Here is an 18,169-nt window from a genome sequence, read left to right on the forward strand (position 1 = left end):
GTTTACTGACAGCTGTCTGCCCGCCAAGCTTTGCTACTGGTGGGCATTTTTGTTTTGAACAACGTGAGAAGACTCACACAAGACGTGCGTCTTTTACGTGCTTGAGATACACTGTGTGTCATCGTTAAACGAGCACCGATGGACATGGCATTAAGAGTCGCAATTAATGGATTTGGCCGCATAGGACGCAGTGTATTGCGTGCCCTATATGAGAGCGGTAAGCACGATCGCATCCAAGTGGTCGCGATTAATGAACTCGCAGAACCGGAAGCGATGGCGCACCTGCTCCAGTATGACTCTAGCCATGGTCGATTCGGCTGGCCCGTTTCCTACAATCAAGAACACTTGTTTGTTGCCACCGATAGCATTCGTCTCCTACATTTACCGGAGTTACAACTCTTACCTTGGCGTGATCTTGATGTCGATATTGTCCTAGACTGTACGGGCAAATTTGGCACACGCGAAGACGGCGAAGCGCACATTGCTGCTGGGGCTAAAAAAGTTTTGTTTTCACACCCTGCGAGTCAAGATGTTGACCGAACCGTGATATATGGCGTCAATCACGAAGCATTGACATCGGATGATCGTATTGTCTCCAATGGTTCCTGTACCACCAATTGCATTGTGCCAGTGATCAAAGCGCTGGATGAGCATTTTGGTATTGAGTCCGGCACCATCACCACTATTCACTCTTCTATGAATGATCAGCAAGTGATTGATGCTTACCATTCTGATCTCCGTCGCACACGTACGGCGAGTCAGTCTATTATTCCCGTTGATACCAAACTCCATGTTGGAATTGGTAGGATTTTTCCGAAATTTTCTGACAAGTTTGAAGCGATCTCTGTCCGCGTACCGACGATAAACGTGACAGCCATGGATTTAAGTGTCACTGTACGTACTAAAGTGAAAGTTAATGACGTAAATCAAGCCCTGCAAACCGCATCTCGATGTACATTAGACGGTATACTGGATTATACCGAAGCACCCTTGGTGTCGATTGACTTTAACCATGACTCACACAGTGCCATTGTCGATGGGTCGCAAACGCGGGTAAGCAATCATCAGCTGATTAAAACGCTGGTTTGGTGCGACAACGAGTGGGGCTTTGCCAACCGAATGTTGGATACCACCCTTGCCATGGCGCAGTGAGCGTACAAGCTGGGGGAGTGTCACCCTGATTAAGTCAGTTTCAATTTGCAACCTTATAGAGAGGACCCTATGTCTGTAATTAAGATGACCGACTTAGATCTTGCCGGAAAGCGTGTCTTTATCCGTGCCGATCTAAACGTACCGGTGAAAAACGGTAAAGTCACCTCTGACGCACGTATTTTGGCGTCATTGCCTACCATCAAACACTGCCTGGAAGCCGGCGCAAAAGTGATGGTGACCTCTCATTTAGGTCGTCCTGAAGAAGGACAGCCTGAAGACCAATACTCACTGCAACCAGTTGTGAACTATCTTGACGACGCGCTGGACTGCAAAGTTAGCCTGGCTAAAGATTACTTAGACGGTCTTGAACTAAACGCCGGTGAGCTGGTGGTGCTTGAGAACGTTCGCTTTAATAAAGGCGAGAAGAAAAACGACGAAGCGCTGTCGAAAAAATATGCCGCACTGTGCGATATCTTCGTGATGGACGCCTTTGGTACTGCGCACCGCGCACAAGCGTCAACCCATGGTGTGGGCACGCATGCGCCGATCGCATGTGCCGGACCATTACTGGCCAACGAGCTCGACGCGCTTGGCAAAGCAATGGACAACCCTGCTCGCCCAATGGTTGCCATTGTGGGTGGGTCAAAAGTGTCGACCAAACTGACGGTGCTGAAATCACTGTCTACCGTTGCAGACCAACTCGTGGTCGGCGGTGGCATTGCCAACACCTTTATTGCGGCTGATGGCCACAATGTGGGCAAATCGCTTTATGAAGCCGACTTGGTGGATACGGCGAAATCTTTGATGGAAGAATGCCACATCCCTGTTGCGACTGACGTGGCGTGCGCCAAAGCGTTTGATGAAAATGCAGAAGCAGAAATCAAGCGTGTTGAAGACGTGCAAGACGATGACATGATTTTCGACCTCGGTCCTGAATCAACGCAAGCATTGGCTGATATTTTGAAAAATGCCAAAACGATTCTTTGGAATGGCCCAGTCGGTGTCTTCGAGTTTAAAAACTTTGAAGCGGGTACAGCCGGGATTTCAAAAGCGATCGCTGAATCAGACGGCTTCTCTGTAGCCGGTGGTGGCGATACGCTGGCCGCCATTGATAAGTTTGGCATTAAAGCTGATGTGTCTTACATCTCAACCGGCGGCGGTGCCTTCCTAGAGTTTGTTGAAGGCAAACCACTTCCAGCCGTAGAAATGCTGGAAGCGCGTGCGAAAGACGCATAAACCCAATCAGAAAACGGGAGTGACTCCTCCCGTTTTTGCTTTCGTTTGGCTACAATAGGCCGAGTCGTAAACGATTGCACCATATTGATAAGGGTGCCGATAGCATCTTTACTCAGTTCAGCGAAGACAACCCGAATTAATAGGACAAGAGCTATGTCTAAAGTTTTTGATTTTGTAAAACCTGGCGTTATCTCTGGCGATGACGTTCAGAAAGTATTTGAAGTTGCCAAAGAGAACAAGTTCGCGTTGCCAGCGGTTAACGTGGTAAACACTGACTCTATCAACGCAGTGATGGAAGCCGCGGCGAAAGTGAAAGCGCCGGTAGTGATCCAATTCTCTAACGGCGGTGCTGGCTTCTTCCCAGGCAAAGGCCTGAAACTAGACGGTCAAGAAGCGCAAATTAAAGGTGCGGTTGCGGGTGCAAAATATGTTCACGCAATGGCTGAAGTGTATGGTGTGCCAGTGATTATGCACACTGACCATGCAGCGAAAAAACTGCTGCCATGGATCGACGGCCTACTAGACGCTGGTGAAGCCTTCTTTAAAGAGCACGGCAAGCCACTTTTCTCTTCTCACATGATTGACCTTTCTGAAGAGTCATTAGAAGAGAATATGGAAATCTGTGCGGAATACCTCGCGCGCATGGACAAAATGGGCATGACGCTGGAAATCGAACTGGGTATCACTGGTGGTGAAGAAGACGGTGTTGATAACAGCGATGTGGATACCGCTGACCTGTACACCAAGCCAGAAGAAGTGGCATACGCGTACGAAAAACTGTCTGCTGTCAGCCCTCGCTTCACCATTGCCGCTTCATTCGGTAACGTTCACGGTGTTTATAAGCCAGGTAACGTGGTACTTAAGCCAGAAATCCTACGTGAATCACAAGCTTACTGTTCAGAGAAGTTTGGTCTGCCGACCAATGGTCTGAACTTCGTCTTCCATGGCGGCTCGGGTTCTTCAGAAGCGCAGATTCAAGAGTCTATTGGCTATGGCGTGATCAAAATGAACATCGATACCGATACCCAGTGGGCAACATGGGATGGTATTCGTCAGTATTACCAAGACAACGAAGGTTATCTGCAAAGCCAAATCGGTAACCCGAAAGGGGATGATCAGCCTAACAAAAAATTCTATGATCCACGCGTATGGTTGCGCAAAGGTCAAGAGTCGATGGTTGCGCGTCTTGAGCAAGCCTTTAGAGACCTTAACGCGGTTGACGTACTGTAAGTTTCAGTACTGGTAGCGTAAGAAGACATGAGCCCGCCATATTTGGCGGGCTTTTTTATATTTGGTCATGCCGCGTTCACTGAAGTAAGACGCTAAGATAGACAATGGATGGTAAAAGCCTGTTACTATTAGGTAATGATTTATTCCAATCATAGAGGGAAGAGGGAATGAGTGAAGAAAATACGGTGGTAGAAGGGGCTAAGTGGGCACAGGCATGGCTCACCAACAACCAAGACTTGTTGATTCAATATGGGGTCAATATTGTCTCTGCATTGTTGATCTTGGTGATCGGTAACCTCGTGGTTAGAGGCTTAGCTAACTCAGTGTCTGGTATCATGCGCAAGCGCAATATGGACAATGCCGTTGTCGAGTTCATTCATGGCTTGGTCCGTTATCTGCTGTTTGTGATCGTATTGATCGCCGCATTGAGCCGTGTAGGCGTACAAACCGCCTCTGTCATCGCGATTCTTGGTGCTGCCGGGTTAGCGGTGGGTTTAGCCTTGCAAGGCTCGTTGGCAAACTTCGCCGCGGGAGTGTTGATTGTCACTTTCCGTCCCTTTAAATCTGGCGATTATGTTGAACTGGCTGGGGTTGCAGGCTCTGTCGAGTCGATACAAATTTTTTCTACGGTTTTGACCACGCCTGATAATAAAATGGTTGTCGTCCCTAATGGCTCGGTGATCAGTAGTCCGATTACTAACTATTCTAAGCATGCGACGCGTCGTGTCGATTTAACCATTGGCGTGTCTTATAGTGCTGATCTGAAGAAAACCAAAGCGGTTTTGACGGAGATTGTTACGAATCATCCATTGATCCTTAACGATCCCGCACCTAACGTAGCGGTGATGACCTTAGCTGATTCATCGGTCAATTTTGTGGTTCGTCCTTGGGTGAAAACTGAAGACTATTGGAGTGTTTACTTTGAGCTCCTACCAACCATCAAAGAAGCGCTGGACGAAAACGGTATCGAAATTCCTTTCCCGCAAATGAGTGTACATTTCGAGCGCGGCGAGAGCCAAGCGTAATCACGCGATGCGCTTCAGCGAATACGGATGCGGCGAACGGTCGCATCCATTATTGACTAACTCGCTAGCAAGCGTGCATAAAGACCAAGCGCGAGCTTTCCGGCCACAAACAACATCATACTCGCCATTAACAGATCGAGCAGCCGCCGGATAGAAGGGGTGGATAGCCACGGGGATAGGCGTGCGGCTCCTGCCGATAAGCCATAGAACCACAGGCACGATCCCACTAGTGCGCCGACGGTAAAGGCGATGCGTTCATCAAAGGCAAATTGCCCGCCAATCGCCCCTAACACCACCACTGTATCCAAGTAAACATGGGGGTTGAGCAAGGTAACAGCGAGTGCACCTATAATCACCGCTCGGCGTCCACGGCTCATGCTCGGCACTGTCAATGCGTCTTCCTGATTTTGCTGACGTGCACTTTGTATAAACTGCCACGCATACACACTCAGAAAAGCGATCCCAGCGAGGGTGATCGTGTTTAGCAGCAAAGGATAACTTGCCAACAAGGCACCGCCACCAAAAATGCCACTTGAAATCAATATGATATCGCATAAAAAGCAAATCGAAGCGGTGGTCATATGATGCTCACGACTGATCCCTTGGTTAATCACATAGGCGTTTTGCGCACCAATTGGGATAATCATGGTAAGGCTTAAGCCTAAGCCTTGAAGTGCCACTAAAAAACTGCTCACTTTCTCTTCCTTTTATCTCGTGGGATGACTCTCACTTTAAGCAGAGATGCCTATTAAGGGAACTTAATTATATTTATGGTTAATTAGTTGAACTAATAATCTGGGAGGCGGGATGGATTATCGAGGGGTTGAAGCGTTAGATGCGGTAATTTCTTGGGGGAGTTTTGAACGCGCGGCGGCGGCACTGTTTATTACCCAGTCGGCGGTCTCCCAGCGGATCAAGCAGTTAGAACGGCAAATCGCGCAACCTGTTATGGTGCGTGAACAACCCCCGCGACCCACGCCGATCGGCCAGCGCTTACTTGGGCTCTATCGACGCGTGCAGTTGTTGGAACAAGAAACATTGCCTGAGCTCGCGCCCGATATTGATGGTTCTGTGCTGTCTGTGTCTATTGCAACAAATGCTGACAGTTTAGCAACCTGGCTACTGTCGGCGTTGGCACCGTTAACCGCACACCAAGCGCTTGATCTCAATCTGCTGGTTGAAGATGAAAGCCGTACACTTAAAAAAATGCGTAGCGGTGAGGCGATCGCTGCTATTAGCACAGACACAACCCCAATGTATGGGTGCGACTGCCGGTACCTTGGGCGGATGGACTATAGTTGTGTGGCAACGCCTGCGTTTGCCCAGCGTTACTTTTCTCAAGGCATAGACCGAGAAGCATTAATGGTCGCGCCTGCCGTCATTTTTGATGCCCACGATGATATGCATGCTGACTTTTTGGCGACCCATTTTGCTATGCCAGCAGCAGGTTGGCGTCGGCATATTGTTCGCTCATCAGAAGCTTTTGTGGCCATGGCCAGCCAAAGTATGGCGTACTGTCTTATTCCTCGGATTATGGTGGCGGACCAACTGACGAATGGACAGTTGGTGGATGTGATGCCAGGAAAAGTTGAGTCTCGCCATCTATATTGGCATTTTTGGGCGATGGAAAGCGGTGTGCTCTCAGACATCACCCATGCCTGTGAGCAGACCGCGAAAGGTATACTCGCACAGTTTTAACATAAACTTGACTGACGCGAGGGAGCCTTTCGTTGATATAAGAGTCTGACCTTATACCCTCAAACTTATTTGAGTCCAGAAAAGGAGAAATTATGCGTAAGTTGAAAGCAATGGTATGGCTTACGGGGGCCTTGGTGATGACGCCAGCGGCGATGGCCAACATCGATTTTCCTCATATAGAGATCACCGGAGTCGGTGAAGTCACCGCTGTCCCAGATATGGCTAATATTGAGGTCGGGGTGGTGACTGAGCGTAAAACCGCCAAAGCAGCCAAAGGCGCTTCAGATAAAGCGGTAGCTGCTTTTATTGAACGACTGGCAAAGCAAGGGGTGAAACGTGATCAGATAGAAAGCGCTCATATCCAGCTCTCACCGCGTTATCAACACACGAAAGACAAAGCACCTGAACTGATCGGTTATCGCGCTGAGCGTAACGTCACGGTGACGCTAAACCAGCTAGACAAGCTGAATGCTGTACTGGATGGCGCTCTTGGAGAGGGAATTAACCGTATTCGCCAAGTGCAGTTAACCAGCAGTGAACAATCCAAGCTCAAAGATAAAGCAAGAGAAGCTGCTGTGAACGATGCGAAAGTGAAAGCGAAAGCATTGGCAGAAAGCCTAAATATGCATTTGGATGGAGTATGGCAAGTTCGTTACCGCTCGAGTAACCCACGTCCGGTGATGATGAATGCCGAAATGCGCAGTGGCAGTGCCGATGTTGCCGCAAGCTATCAAGACATGACAATGCAGGTCAGTGACCAAGTCGATATTATTTTCCGCTTAGATGATTAATTGTGAATACAGTTGGTGGTATGTGATGGGTCATCAAGCAAAAAGGGCGCCTAAGTAGGCGCCCTTTTTCTTGCTTATCTTACGTGTTACGCGGTCGGATTAACGGGCTTGCCGTCAGGGTCCGTTGCGTCACTGCTTTGGGAGCCATTGCGACGCGCGAGGCGTTGCTCCCAGTAGTCAGCGTTTTTAATCCCCAACTTCACAGGATCAAAGGTATAAGTTTCGACGCCTTGGGCTTGTTGCTCTTCGTAGTCTTTTAATGCCTTCATCGCCGGTTTGGAGATAAAGAAGATGATGATGATCCCGACAATGTTTAACCACGCCATGAGGCCGACCCCAGCATCACCAAACGCCCATGCCAAGTTAGCACTGCGGACACAGCCATAGAACACCGCGGACATTAATACCAGTTTCAGCACAAACATCATACCAGGCACTTTAAACGTACGGCGCAGGTAAGCAATGTTGGTTTCTGCGATGTAGTAGTAGGCCAAAATGGTGGTAAAAGCGAAGAAGAAGAGCGCAAACGCGATAAAGGGTTTCCCCAATCCTGGCATGGCGGCTTCAATTGCCAACTGAGTAAATTCAGGGCTGTTCGCCGCGACCGATGAGGCCAGGTTCTGTACGAGGAAGGCTTCGCCGGCACCATGCACGTTGTACGCGCCTGTGATAATAATCATAAACGCGGTCGCTGAACAGACCAGCAAGGTATCGATGTAAACCGAGAAAGATTGCACTAACCCTTGTTGTGCGGGGTGATCAACATTCGCTGCTGCCGCCGCATGGGGCCCTGTACCTTGACCGGCTTCGTTAGAGTAAACACCACGTTTAACCCCCCAACCAATTGCCGCGCCAGCACCAGCCATCGGGGTGAAAGCATCGCCAACAATCATGGCAAACACGGTCGGCACTTCGCTGATGTTTAGCAAAATGATCACGAATGCGATGATGATATAGGCCAGTGCCATGAAAGGCACCACGATTTGGGTAAAGTGAGCAATACGCTTAACACCACCAAAAATGATGAAGCCGAGTACCACAGAGATAAAGGCACCGGTGATCACTTTCGATACTTCAAGTGCACCAAACATGGCGGTATCGACCATTGCGCCAGACCCAAAGGCAGTTTCAACGGCATTACCGATAGCGTTAGACTGCACGCCGGGTAGCATCACACCACAAGCAAGGAGGGTGGCGAGGGCAAAGAGGATGGCATACCATTTTTGGCCCATGGCTTTTTCGATGTAATAAGCGGGGCCACCACGGAACTCGCCGTTGTCTTCTTCTTTGTATATTTGCGCGAGTGTTGATTCGGTGTAAGCCGTTGCCGCGCCGAGGAAGGCAACGACCCACATCCAGAAAACTGCGCCTGGACCGCCAAAACCGATCGCAGCGGCGACACCCGCAATATTACCGGTACCGACGCGGCCAGAAAGGGAAACGGCCAGTGCTTGGAATGAAGAGATCCCTTTTTCTGAACTTTTGCCGGAAAAAAGGAGTCGCCACATTTCTGCGAAGTGACGAACTTGAACGAAACGCGTCAATATAGAGTAGAACAGGCCTGCACCTAAACAGGTGTAAATCAGCACTGGGCTCCATATGATGCTATTTAAGAAATCGACAAACGATTGCATAGTGAGTTCCTTCTACTGTGTTTGCATCATGTTGTTGTTATCACCACCAGCATCTTAAACTGATTCGATGCTCAATTGTTAATATTTTGTATCATCACATTGTGTGTTGTGTGAATCTGATCGTTTTGTGCTCAGTAAAATGGACGTGATAGGCGAAAAAAAGGAGGCCTTTTGAGGCCTCCTTGAGTAAATCCTTATATATCAGCCAGTCAGAGAGGCTGACCGGTGTCTAGCTCTACTTGCGTTTTTTGGGCTTATTCGCGCTAGTCGATTTTTTACCGCTTTGCTTCTTCTTTTTCTTCTTGTGCGATGCTTTTTTATGTTTTGGCTTTAAGCCATCAATGGTGCGCTCTTTGATTTCTTCGTCCATATAGCGGGTGATTCTATCCATCATCGGTTGATCATGCGCTTCGACGAGAGAAATGGCTGATCCTTTTTTGCCCGCACGCGCTGTCCGTCCAATTCGGTGTAAATAGACATCGGCAGTACGAGGAAGATCGTAGTTAATCACGTGGGTGATATTCGGCACATCAATCCCTCGAGCCGCTACATCGGTTGCTAAAAGCACACGCACTTTTCCTTCACTAAAACGCGTGATGGCGTTGTTGCGTTTAGCTTGCTGCATTTCACCTTGGATCCAGGCACATTCCAGTTGTTGTGACTGCATATATTCGCGAAGCTCAGCAAGGCGTTCGCGGGTTTTGATAAAGACAATCGCGCGTTCAGCCTGTTCGGTGACAATGGTCTTTAATAAAGCGCGTTTGTGGTTAAGATCGTCGCAGCGGTGGTACCACTGGGTGATCTTTTTACGTTCACGGCGAGGCGGGGTGACATCGATAAGCTCTGGATTTTCCAGAAGACTGTCAGTGAACCCACTCACGCCTCGACCTTCTAATGTGGCCGAGAACAGCATGGTTTGACGACGGCGTTGGCACTCATCAGATAAACGGTTAACTGCGTTGGCAAACCCCATATCTAACATGCGGTCCGCTTCGTCCAAGATCAGGCACTCGACCGCGCGGCAGTCGAAACGCTCTGCGTCAATGTATTCCATCAAACGGCCTGGTGTGGCCACCACAATATCCTGTGTTTTACCCAGTTGCTCGGCATGCTCCTGGTATGAAATTCCACCGGTGATGGTGAAGATTTTTAGGCTGGTGTTTTTCGCCAATGCACGCGCTTCATCGGCGACTTGGATGGCTAACTCACGCGTTGGGGTGAGAATTAAAACGCGCCCAGGTCCTGGCTTTTGTCGAGGGAAATCCAACAAGTGTTGTAGCATCGGCAGCACAAAGGCAGTTGTTTTGCCTGTTCCGGTGGGCGCAGATGCGAGGATATCGCGCCCATCCATACCATGGGGGATGACCTCGGACTGGATAAGCGTTGGGCGCTGATAGCCCATCTCGTCGAGTGCACTGAGCAGTTCAGGATCCAGCTCTAGTTCGGCAAAGCTTCGCACAGGGTAATTCTCCAAGGATAGTTAAGCGCGGCATTATAGACGCAAATGGTGTAAATGGGCAGAGCGTCAACGACCAACTCGGTTGTCCTACACTGCGATGTTTGGCTTACGGTAGCTTGAGGTAAAACGCTCTCGTCAGGGCTGCGAAAGCCTGGGTGTAGTTGCCGTTTTGCTCACGCACGGTGATCGTATCAGATCTTAGCGTTCCCGTCGTGGGGCTTAAGGTGAACAGTAAGCGTGATGGCCCCTTATTGGGCGTTGGATATACAACGACACGGCGGCGTAAGTATAGCCCATAGTGATGCGCTGTATTGATCAAAGCATCGGCTTCCTTGATTGGCAGGATCAGATCGGCACAGCCCGTGGGGGATAATAAACGGCGCAAGGTCGTGACTAAGTCCGGGTGAGTGAGTGTGTCGGTATGTCTGGCCTGCGCACGTTGTCTGTTTTGTGAGGGTGCGCCACTGGTGAAATAGGGAGGATTACAAATAATATGAGGCCACTGTTGAGCAGTCTGGTAAGCCTTGATATCGTCATGCCGCAAACAAATTTGATGGGCAAACCGAGATTGCAACACATTGTGGCATGCACAGCGATACGCTGACGTATCGTATTCAACCGCGGTGATGGATAGGTGAGAAAAACGTTGTGCCAACATCAGTGAGAGTAGCCCTGTCCCTGTGCCAATATCTAGGCTGGATGCTGCCTCACCTGGGTCTGCCCATGCGCCTAATAGCACCCCGTCTGTGCTGACTTTCATGCCACAGTCGCCGTGCGTGATACTAAATTGCTTAAATTGAAATTGACTCACACATCTCTCGTTTTCTTTATTTTCCTTTCTCTATCAAGTCGATAGCATTTTTTGCTTTTATGTGACGGTGATGTAGCTGGGTGTGCTCGTTAAAAAATGCCATAGATTGCAAGACAGACAGTTTATTGAGCTAATTGTTATTGCTAAAGCAGAAGATCACAAGGTTTTTTGCCAACACCTTTACTGTCGCAGGGAACTTGTTCATTATTCTGCATTCTGCCCATCGTTTGAAACAAAATATTATAAACGAGCGTTTCTAATGGGCGAAGTATTATTCATTGCAAACACCCTCTAAAGCTGTAGGTATTCATCGTGACTAAACGTTTAAAATTAGTAGATATTTTAGCGTTAGGTTTTATGACCTTTGCCTTTTTCTTAGGCGCGGGAAATATAATCTTTCCACCACAAGCTGGCATGTTAGCCGGCGAACATTACACCGCCGCCATGATCGGATTTCTGATCACCGCAGTCGGCCTTCCTTTAATTGGTATCATTGCCGTTGCCGTTGCCGGCGGAGGCTGGAAGGGGCTGACGCGTGATTTGCCCACTGGCGTGGCGACACTCATGGCCGTCTTAATTTTTATCATAATCGGTCCTGCGTTTGCTGCTCCGCGTGCGGGACTCGTTGCTTATGAGATTGGCTTTAAACCCTTTTTGTCAGAGCCTGGGCAGTTTGAGCTTGGTGCTTTCTCCGTTGTCTTTTTCGCTGTCGCGATGTTTTTCTCCCTCTCTCAAGGCAAATTGATTGATAGTATCGGTAAGTTCTTAACGCCTTTATTATTCGCGGCATTAGCCATTCTGGCGATCGCAGTGATTGTTAACCCGCAAGGTGACGTCGCTGCGGCTCAAGGCAATTACATCGAGAATGCGCTGACCACAGGCTTCTTGGAAGGGTATAACACCATGGATACCTTTGCTGCGCTAATGTTCGGCATGTTAATTGTCGATGTTATCCGCAAAAAAGGGATTGAAGATAACAAAGCAACCTGTATGTATCTGATTTACGCCGGTATTATTGCCGCGGCAGGGCTAGCATTTGTTTACGTTTCCTTGTTTTACTTAGGCTCCACGGCCAGTGCCGTGGCACAGGGGACGCAAAATGGTGGCGAGATCATGGCCGCTTACGTGGATGCCCTATTTGGCCCTGTCGGACAAATTATTTTAGCGGCGATTATCGGTTTAGCGTGTTTGACCACGGTGATTGGCTTGGTCAGTGCGTGTGCGGATTACTTTAGCTCGCTCACATCATGGACGTATCGCCGTTGGGTCGTACTGGTGGCCACTATCTGTGCGGTGGTTGCCAATGTTGGCTTGAAGCAGCTTATCGCTATTTCTGTTCCGGTCCTCTTTGCCTTATACCCCGTTGCCATTGCGCTGATTGGGTTAACCTTTATTCGTCGCTGGTTGCCAAATCCAGCGCTAGGCTATCGTCTGGTACTCGGCGTGGCATTGCTCTTTAGCTTGCTCGATGCGGCTAAAGTGATGGGGATAGACATGAGCACCTTCGATTTCTTGCCACTGTTTGATATCGGCATGGCATGGTTACTTCCTACGATGGTTGCGATGGTCTTAGCAAAATTTGTCGGTTCCCGTGACAGTGCCTTAGCGGAGGCATAAGTACGACGAAAAACGCATTTTTGAGAAGAAAAACCGCGCTGACTGAGCGCGGTTTTTTTGTAAGCGATAGCGCGTAAGGGCGTGATCAGAGCAAAGCTTGGTATTCTAAGAGGACTTGCTCGCACCATGTTTGAATGCGCTCATCACTGAGATCGTATTCGGTGTCTTCATCGAGAGCCAATCCAACAAACTGTTCGCCATCTTCAGTGATGGCTTTGGATGCGTCAAAGCGGTAGCCTGCGGTTGGCCAATAACCGATAAATTGTGCGCCACTGCCTTGTAATTGTTGGTGTAGCATCCCCATGGCGTCTAGGTACCACTCAGCGTATCCTTCCTGATCACCCAGACCGAATAATGCAATGGTTTTATCGTGCAGCTTTAGGGTATCTATATCCTGCCAAATTGCTTCCCAGTCTTCTTGTAGTTCGCCGAAATCCCAAGTGGAAATACCCAGCAGCAGCAAGTCGTAATCTGCCATTTTGGCTAGCGGTGTTTCTTTCACATTGTGTAGCTCGACCAAGTCGTCACCGATAAAATCGCGGATTTTTTCCGCCGCCATTTCGGTGTAGCAGGTGGTAGAGCCATAAAAAAGACCGATTTTCATAACGCGACTCTTTTGTTTGGAATGGGGGCAGTTTACCTGTTGAATGGTAATTTGATCCAGCAGGACAAGGCGACATTTTGTATAATGGCAGGCTGGCCCTACCTCGGCAAACCACGTGTTTTCCAATTTATAACCAAGCAGGCTGAACGTGAATAATAACATTGAACTCATCGAGCAGTTTCTGGACGCGATGTGGATGGAGCGAGGGTTGTCTGAGAATACCTTAAATTCCTATCGCACCGATTTACTCAAGCTGTGTCGCTGGCTGGATAGCCGTGCGCTGGTGGCAGTAAGCAAACAAGATTTGCAAGATTATCAGTACTGGCTACATGAACAAGGCTATCAGGCTAGCTCTCGCAGTCGGATGGTGTCGGCCCTGCGTCGGCTTTTTCAGTATTTGTATCGGCAGAAATTACGGCCTGACGATCCGAGTGCTACCTTGATCAGCCCCAAGCAGCCTAAGCGGCTTCCCAAGGATCTAACGGAGGCGCAAATCAACGATTTATTGGAAGCACCTAATACCGCTTATCCGCTTGAATTGCGTGATAAAGCGATGTTGGAACTGCTCTATGCGACGGGGTTACGTGTGACTGAGCTAATTGGGCTGACCACTGAAAATGTCAGTTTACGGCAAGGCGTGGTGCGCGTTTTGGGTAAAGGCGATAAAGAGCGCTTGGTGCCGATGGGAGAGTCGGCCGTGGATTGGCTTGAACAGTATTTATCTCATGGTCGCCCAATCTTATTAGGCCAAACCAGCACGGATGTGTTTTTCCCGAGTAAGCGTGCGCGACAGATGACGCGGCAAACGTTTTGGCATCGGATCAAATATTATGCTCAACTGGCAGGTATTGAAACTGATGATCTATCGCCGCACGTCCTTCGACATGCCTTTGCGACCCACTTACTTAATCATGGGGCCGACTTACGTGTGGTGCAGATGTTACTTGGGCACAGTGACCTGTCGACGACCCAAATCTATACCCATGTGGCAACGGAGCGTTTGAAGCAGCTCCATCAAGCGCATCACCCGCGTGGCTAAGCTAATTGATAACTGGTGGTAATTTCATGATAGAAATAAAAAGACGGACGCCTTCGGTGACGCCAGCGTTCAGTGATGCGATTCCTCCGCTATTACAGCGCTTATATACACATCGCGGGCTGCGCGATGACAGCGAACTTAACCGAAGTGCTGCGGGACTGTATCAATATCAAGCGTTAATGGGGATCGATGCCGCGGTACAGTTATTATCAAACGCTTTAGCTAACCATCAATTTATTCTTATTGTTGGTGACTTTGACGCTGATGGTGCTACCTCGTCTGCGCTGTCAGTCAAAGCGCTACGTATGATGGGGGCGACCCGTGTTGATTATTTAGTGCCTAACCGTTTTGACGATGGTTATGGCTTAAGCCCTGAGGTGGTCGATCAGGCGGCTGAGCGCGGGGCCGAGCTGATTATGACCGTCGACAATGGCGTGTCTTCATTGTCAGGGGTTGCTCATGCAAAAAACCTCGGTATGCAAGTGTTGGTCACCGATCACCATTTACCCGGTGACCAATTGCCGAATGCCGATGCGATGGTTAACCCGAACCTTGATGAGTGTGACTTTCCATCGAAAGCACTGGCGGGGGTGGGCGTGGCGTTTTATTTGATGCTGGCGCTGCGCGCGCACTTACGTGATCAGGGGTGGTTTGAGCAACAAGGCTTAGGTATCCCCAACTTGGCAGAGTTACTCGATCTCGTGGCTCTGGGTACAGTGGCCGATGTGGTAGCGCTTGATAGTAATAATCGTATATTGGTTCATCAAGGGTTACAGCGGATCCGCGCAGGCCGCTGTCGGCCGGGGATCCAAGCGTTAATCGAGGTCGCCAATCGCAATATGGCAACCTTGGTGGCCAGTGATTTTGGCTTTGCGTTAGGACCCAGGATCAATGCCGCTGGACGATTAGATGACATGGCCTTTGGGGTAGAGTTATTACTGTGCGATAACATTCATGCTGCCAGACGCATGGCGTCTGAGTTGGATGCGCTCAATCAAACCCGCAAAGACATTGAGCAAGGAATGAAGCAAGAAGCCGTGGCTTGGTGTGAGCGCTTGATTGCCGAGCAGTCTGAGCGTGAGTTGCCGGTCGGACTGGCACTTTTTCAGCGAGATTGGCACCAGGGAGTGATTGGGATCCTCGCCTCGCGCTTAAAAGATCAATTTCACCGCCCGGTGATTGCGTTTGCCGATGGTGGTGATGGACTGATAAAAGGCTCAGCACGTTCGATCCCAGGCTTACATATGCGCGATACGTTAGATCGGATTGATACGTTACATCCTGGCCTGATTAAAAAGTTTGGTGGTCACGCGATGGCGGCAGGGCTGACCATCGATGAAACTCAATTTAACACCTTTTCACAGCTGTTTGATGCGCAAGTTCGGGAACAAGTGAGTGATGACGATCTAAAAGGCATATTGCTGAGCGATGGCCCATTACAAAGCCATGAACTTGGGCTAGAAACGGCCGAGCTTATTCAATCGGGCGGTCCGTGGGGGCAAGGTTTCCCAGAGCCTCAATTTGATGGCACCTTCAATGTCTTGCAGCAAAAGTTGGTGGGAGGGAAACATCTAAAGCTGATGGTAGAGCCAGCGGGGGGTGGCACCATGATTGATGCGATTGCGTTTAATATCGATTTACGTCGCTGGCCAGATCCAAGTGCAAAAACACTTCATTTGGTCTATCGACTGGATATTAATGAATTTCGCGGTAACCGTAGCGCTCAGTTGATCGTTTCTCACCTTGAAGTCGCTTAATTATGCGGCTTTTTTCATCACGCCCTGTTTATTGGCGTGACAATTCGCTAAAATTCGGCGGTTAAATTTCCGCTAATTAATGAAGATGCTTGACCATGTTTGAGATTAATCCAATCAAAAATCGCCTCGCGGATATCGCTGAACGCACCGATGTCCTTCGGGGGTATCTTTGACTATGACGCCAAGAAAGAGCGTCTAGAAGAAGTCAATGCCGAATTAGAACAACCGGATGTGTGGAACGAACCACAACGTGCGCAAGCGTTGGGTAAAGAGCGCGCGTCATTGGAGGCGGTGGTCGATACCATCGATCAACTGACGCAAGGTGGCGAAGATGTTAATGAGCTACTGACGCTTGCCGTCGAAGAAGACGATCAAGAAACCTTTGATGAAATTGAGCCCGAATTGGCTGATCTTGAAGACAAGCTCACTAAGCTTGAGTTCCGTCGCATGTTCTCCGGCGAACATGATGCCTCCGATAGCTACATAGACCTTCAAGCAGGGTCTGGTGGCACAGAAGCACAAGATTGGACCAACATGATGCTACGCATGTATCTGCGCTGGGCCGATGCCAAAGGCTTTAAAGCCGAAGTCATTGAAGTGTCTGAAGGCGATGTGGCAGGGCTTAAATCCGCCACTGTGCGTATTTCGGGTGAGTATGCCTACGGCTGGTTGCGCACTGAAACAGGCGTGCACCGTTTGGTACGTAAATCTCCGTTTGATTCCGGTGGACGCCGTCATACCTCATTTGCCTCTGCATTTGTGTATCCGGAAATCGATGACGATATTGAGATCGACATTAATCCATCGGATCTGCGTATTGATGTCTACCGCGCCTCAGGGGCAGGGGGACAGCACGTCAATACCACAGAGTCAGCGGTACGTATTACCCACATCCCCACCAATGCGGTGGTGCAGTGTCAAAATGATCGCTCACAACACAAAAACAAAGATCAGGCGATGAAGCAGCTCCGAGCGAAACTGTTTGAACTTGAGCTACAAAAGCAAAATGCGGAAAAACAAGCCAACGAAGATGCGAAGTCGGATATCGGTTGGGGCAGTCAGATCCGCTCCTACGTATTAGATGATTCCCGTATCAAAGATTTGCGTACCGGTGTTGAAAACCGTAATACACAGGCCGTTCTTGACGGCAATTTAGATAAATTTATCGAAGCCAGCCTCAAATCTGGCCTGTAATCACGATTTAATGTTAAGGGTTTTCTATGACTGACCAGTTACCAGACGAAAATAAGCTGATTGCCGAGCGTCGCGCCAAACTGAATCACATTCGTGAAAACTGTAAGGCAAACGGCCATCCTAATGACTTCCGTCGTGAACATCTTGCCGCTGACCTACAGGCTGAGTTTGGCGAAAAAGAGAAAGCGGAACTCGAAACACTCGACCATAAAGTGACCATTGCGGGCCGTATCATGGCCAAACGTGGGCCGTTTTTGGTGGTGCAAGATGTGTCAGGACGGGTTCAGGCTTACGCCTCAAAAGAGGTCCAAAAAGCACTGAAAGCCGAGTATCAAGGCCTGGATATTGGTGACATTATTGGTGTCCATGGTGCGCTGCACAAGTCGGGCAAAGGCGATCTCTATGTCAACATGGAACGCTACCAGTTACTGACCAAGGCCTTGCGGCCACTGCCTGAAAAATTCCATGGCCTGGCGGATCAAGAGCTCCGTTATCGCCAACGTTATGTCGACTTGATTGTGAACGAAGAGTCACGTCACGCATTTCAAGTGCGTTCAAGTGTCGTGACCGCCATTCGTAACTACATGGTAGAAAAACACTTTATGGAAGTGGAAACGCCGATGATGCATGTCATCCCAGGCGGAGCGACAGCACGTCCGTTTACCACCCATCATAATGCGTTAGATATCGACATGTACTTACGTGTGGCGCCAGAGCTTTACTTAAAGCGTCTCGTGGTTGGCGGCTTTGAGCGCGTGTTCGAAGTTAACCGTAACTTCCGTAATGAAGGGCTATCACCACGCCATAACCCAGAATTCACCATGATGGAATTCTATATGGCGTATGCCGATTATAACGATCTGATGGATCTCACCGAAGACATGCTGTCACGCGTGGCACTGGAAGTGATGGGGCAGTCGGT

General features: G+C 49.3%; 16 protein-coding genes. 11 read left to right on the forward strand and 5 right to left on the reverse strand.

The annotated features are described in order from the left end of the window. The first annotated feature begins 144 nt into the window (after positions 1 to 144). From epd to mscS, 4 genes are all read left to right on the forward strand, one after another. Complete coding sequence (gene epd / locus BUQ98_RS16540) at positions 145 to 1,152, forward strand: erythrose-4-phosphate dehydrogenase (protein ID WP_074214889.1); 1,008 nt, start codon at positions 145 to 147, stop codon at positions 1,150 to 1,152. 69 nt (positions 1,153 to 1,221) lie between these two features. Further along, a complete protein-coding gene (locus BUQ98_RS16545) occupies positions 1,222 to 2,388 on the forward strand; it encodes a phosphoglycerate kinase (RefSeq protein WP_074214876.1) in 1,167 nt (388 codons plus the stop codon). A 153-nt stretch (positions 2,389 to 2,541) separates the two neighbouring features. Then, positions 2,542 to 3,618 (forward strand): class II fructose-bisphosphate aldolase, encoded by a 1,077-nt coding sequence (fbaA, locus tag BUQ98_RS16550; RefSeq protein WP_074214877.1) that lies wholly within the window; start codon positions 2,542 to 2,544, stop codon positions 3,616 to 3,618. A 167-nt stretch (positions 3,619 to 3,785) separates the two neighbouring features. Continuing rightward, the gene (gene mscS / locus BUQ98_RS16555) at positions 3,786 to 4,643 is read left to right on the forward strand and encodes a small-conductance mechanosensitive channel MscS (RefSeq protein ID WP_074214878.1); all 858 of its coding nucleotides are present in this window, start codon (positions 3,786 to 3,788) and stop codon (positions 4,641 to 4,643) included. 56 nt (positions 4,644 to 4,699) lie between these two features. Here mscS and BUQ98_RS16560 read toward each other — a convergent pair whose 3' ends face one another. Next, a complete protein-coding gene (locus BUQ98_RS16560) occupies positions 4,700 to 5,290 on the reverse strand; it encodes a LysE/ArgO family amino acid transporter (protein ID WP_074214890.1) in 591 nt (196 codons plus the stop codon). Between the two features lie 160 nt (positions 5,291 to 5,450). On the opposite strand from BUQ98_RS16560, the gene BUQ98_RS16565 reads away from it, so the two are divergent. Beyond that, the gene (locus BUQ98_RS16565; protein ID WP_074214879.1) at positions 5,451 to 6,341 is read left to right on the forward strand and encodes a LysR family transcriptional regulator ArgP; all 891 of its coding nucleotides are present in this window, start codon (positions 5,451 to 5,453) and stop codon (positions 6,339 to 6,341) included. 92 nt (positions 6,342 to 6,433) lie between these two features. Continuing rightward, positions 6,434 to 7,132: an oxidative stress defense protein gene (locus BUQ98_RS16570; RefSeq protein WP_074214880.1), complete on the forward strand. Its 699-nt coding sequence runs from the start codon at positions 6,434 to 6,436 to the stop codon at positions 7,130 to 7,132. A gap of 86 nt (positions 7,133 to 7,218) precedes the next feature. On the opposite strand, the gene BUQ98_RS16575 is transcribed toward BUQ98_RS16570, so the two are convergent. The 3 genes from BUQ98_RS16575 to BUQ98_RS16585 form a co-directional block, all read right to left on the reverse strand. Then, positions 7,219 to 8,766, reverse strand: a complete 1,548-nt coding sequence (locus BUQ98_RS16575) for an alanine/glycine:cation symporter family protein (protein ID WP_074214881.1) — start codon at positions 8,764 to 8,766, stop codon at positions 7,219 to 7,221. A 235-nt stretch (positions 8,767 to 9,001) separates the two neighbouring features. Continuing rightward, positions 9,002 to 10,225: an ATP-dependent RNA helicase SrmB gene (srmB, locus tag BUQ98_RS16580; RefSeq protein ID WP_074214882.1), complete on the reverse strand. Its 1,224-nt coding sequence runs from the start codon at positions 10,223 to 10,225 to the stop codon at positions 9,002 to 9,004. A 106-nt stretch (positions 10,226 to 10,331) separates the two neighbouring features. Beyond that, positions 10,332 to 11,036 (reverse strand): tRNA1(Val) (adenine(37)-N6)-methyltransferase, encoded by a 705-nt coding sequence (locus tag BUQ98_RS16585; RefSeq protein WP_074214883.1) that lies wholly within the window; start codon positions 11,034 to 11,036, stop codon positions 10,332 to 10,334. 312 nt (positions 11,037 to 11,348) lie between these two features. Between BUQ98_RS16585 and brnQ the strand changes: the two genes are divergently transcribed. Next, a complete protein-coding gene (gene brnQ, locus BUQ98_RS16590) occupies positions 11,349 to 12,653 on the forward strand; it encodes a branched-chain amino acid transport system II carrier protein (RefSeq protein WP_074214884.1) in 1,305 nt (434 codons plus the stop codon). A gap of 85 nt (positions 12,654 to 12,738) precedes the next feature. Here the strand turns inward: brnQ and fldB are convergent, their stop codons facing one another. Next, positions 12,739 to 13,257, reverse strand: a complete 519-nt coding sequence (gene fldB, locus BUQ98_RS16595; protein ID WP_074214885.1) for a flavodoxin FldB — start codon at positions 13,255 to 13,257, stop codon at positions 12,739 to 12,741. Positions 13,258 to 13,447: 190 nt separating this feature from the next. Here fldB and xerD point away from each other — a divergent pair, with 190 nt between their 5' ends. The 4 genes from xerD to BUQ98_RS16615 form a co-directional block, all read left to right on the forward strand. Then, on the forward strand, positions 13,448 to 14,296 hold the full coding sequence (gene xerD / locus BUQ98_RS16600; protein WP_254813961.1) for a site-specific tyrosine recombinase XerD: 849 nt from the start codon (positions 13,448 to 13,450) through the stop codon (positions 14,294 to 14,296). Between the two features lie 26 nt (positions 14,297 to 14,322). Continuing rightward, complete coding sequence (gene recJ / locus BUQ98_RS16605) at positions 14,323 to 16,053, forward strand: single-stranded-DNA-specific exonuclease RecJ (protein ID WP_074214887.1); 1,731 nt, start codon at positions 14,323 to 14,325, stop codon at positions 16,051 to 16,053. Between the two features lie 95 nt (positions 16,054 to 16,148). Then, a protein-coding gene (prfB, locus tag BUQ98_RS16610; RefSeq protein WP_139294596.1) for a peptide chain release factor 2 occupies positions 16,149 to 17,247 on the forward strand; the annotation gives its coding sequence in 2 pieces (ribosomal slippage) (positions 16,149 to 16,223 and positions 16,225 to 17,247; 1,098 coding nt in all). A gap of 26 nt (positions 17,248 to 17,273) precedes the next feature. Then, a partial coding sequence (locus BUQ98_RS16615) for an amino acid--tRNA ligase-related protein (protein ID WP_254813958.1) occupies positions 17,274 to 18,169 on the forward strand: 896 nt, incomplete at its 3' end.

The sequence above is a fragment of the Salinivibrio sp. ES.052 genome (assembly GCF_900141775.1).
In the GTDB taxonomy this organism is placed as follows: Bacteria; Pseudomonadota; Gammaproteobacteria; order Enterobacterales; family Vibrionaceae; genus Salinivibrio.

Coding starts and splice junctions, on each gene's coding strand:
- BUQ98_RS16565 (WP_074214879.1), top strand. CDS start 5,451: ATGGATTATCGAGGGGTTGAAGCGTTAGATGCGGTAATTTCTTGGGGG.
- BUQ98_RS16545 (WP_074214876.1), top strand. CDS start 1,222: ATGTCTGTAATTAAGATGACCGACTTAGATCTTGCCGGAAAGCGTGTC.
- BUQ98_RS16560 (WP_074214890.1), bottom strand. CDS start 5,290: ATGATTATCCCAATTGGTGCGCAAAACGCCTATGTGATTAACCAAGGG.
- epd (WP_074214889.1), top strand. CDS start 145: ATGGCATTAAGAGTCGCAATTAATGGATTTGGCCGCATAGGACGCAGT.
- fbaA (WP_074214877.1), top strand. CDS start 2,542: ATGTCTAAAGTTTTTGATTTTGTAAAACCTGGCGTTATCTCTGGCGAT.
- fldB (WP_074214885.1), bottom strand. CDS start 13,257: ATGAAAATCGGTCTTTTTTATGGCTCTACCACCTGCTACACCGAAATG.
- BUQ98_RS16570 (WP_074214880.1), top strand. CDS start 6,434: ATGCGTAAGTTGAAAGCAATGGTATGGCTTACGGGGGCCTTGGTGATG.
- BUQ98_RS16575 (WP_074214881.1), bottom strand. CDS start 8,766: ATGCAATCGTTTGTCGATTTCTTAAATAGCATCATATGGAGCCCAGTG.
- xerD (WP_254813961.1), top strand. CDS start 13,448: ATGTGGATGGAGCGAGGGTTGTCTGAGAATACCTTAAATTCCTATCGC.
- recJ (WP_074214887.1), top strand. CDS start 14,323: ATGATAGAAATAAAAAGACGGACGCCTTCGGTGACGCCAGCGTTCAGT.
- mscS (WP_074214878.1), top strand. CDS start 3,786: ATGAGTGAAGAAAATACGGTGGTAGAAGGGGCTAAGTGGGCACAGGCA.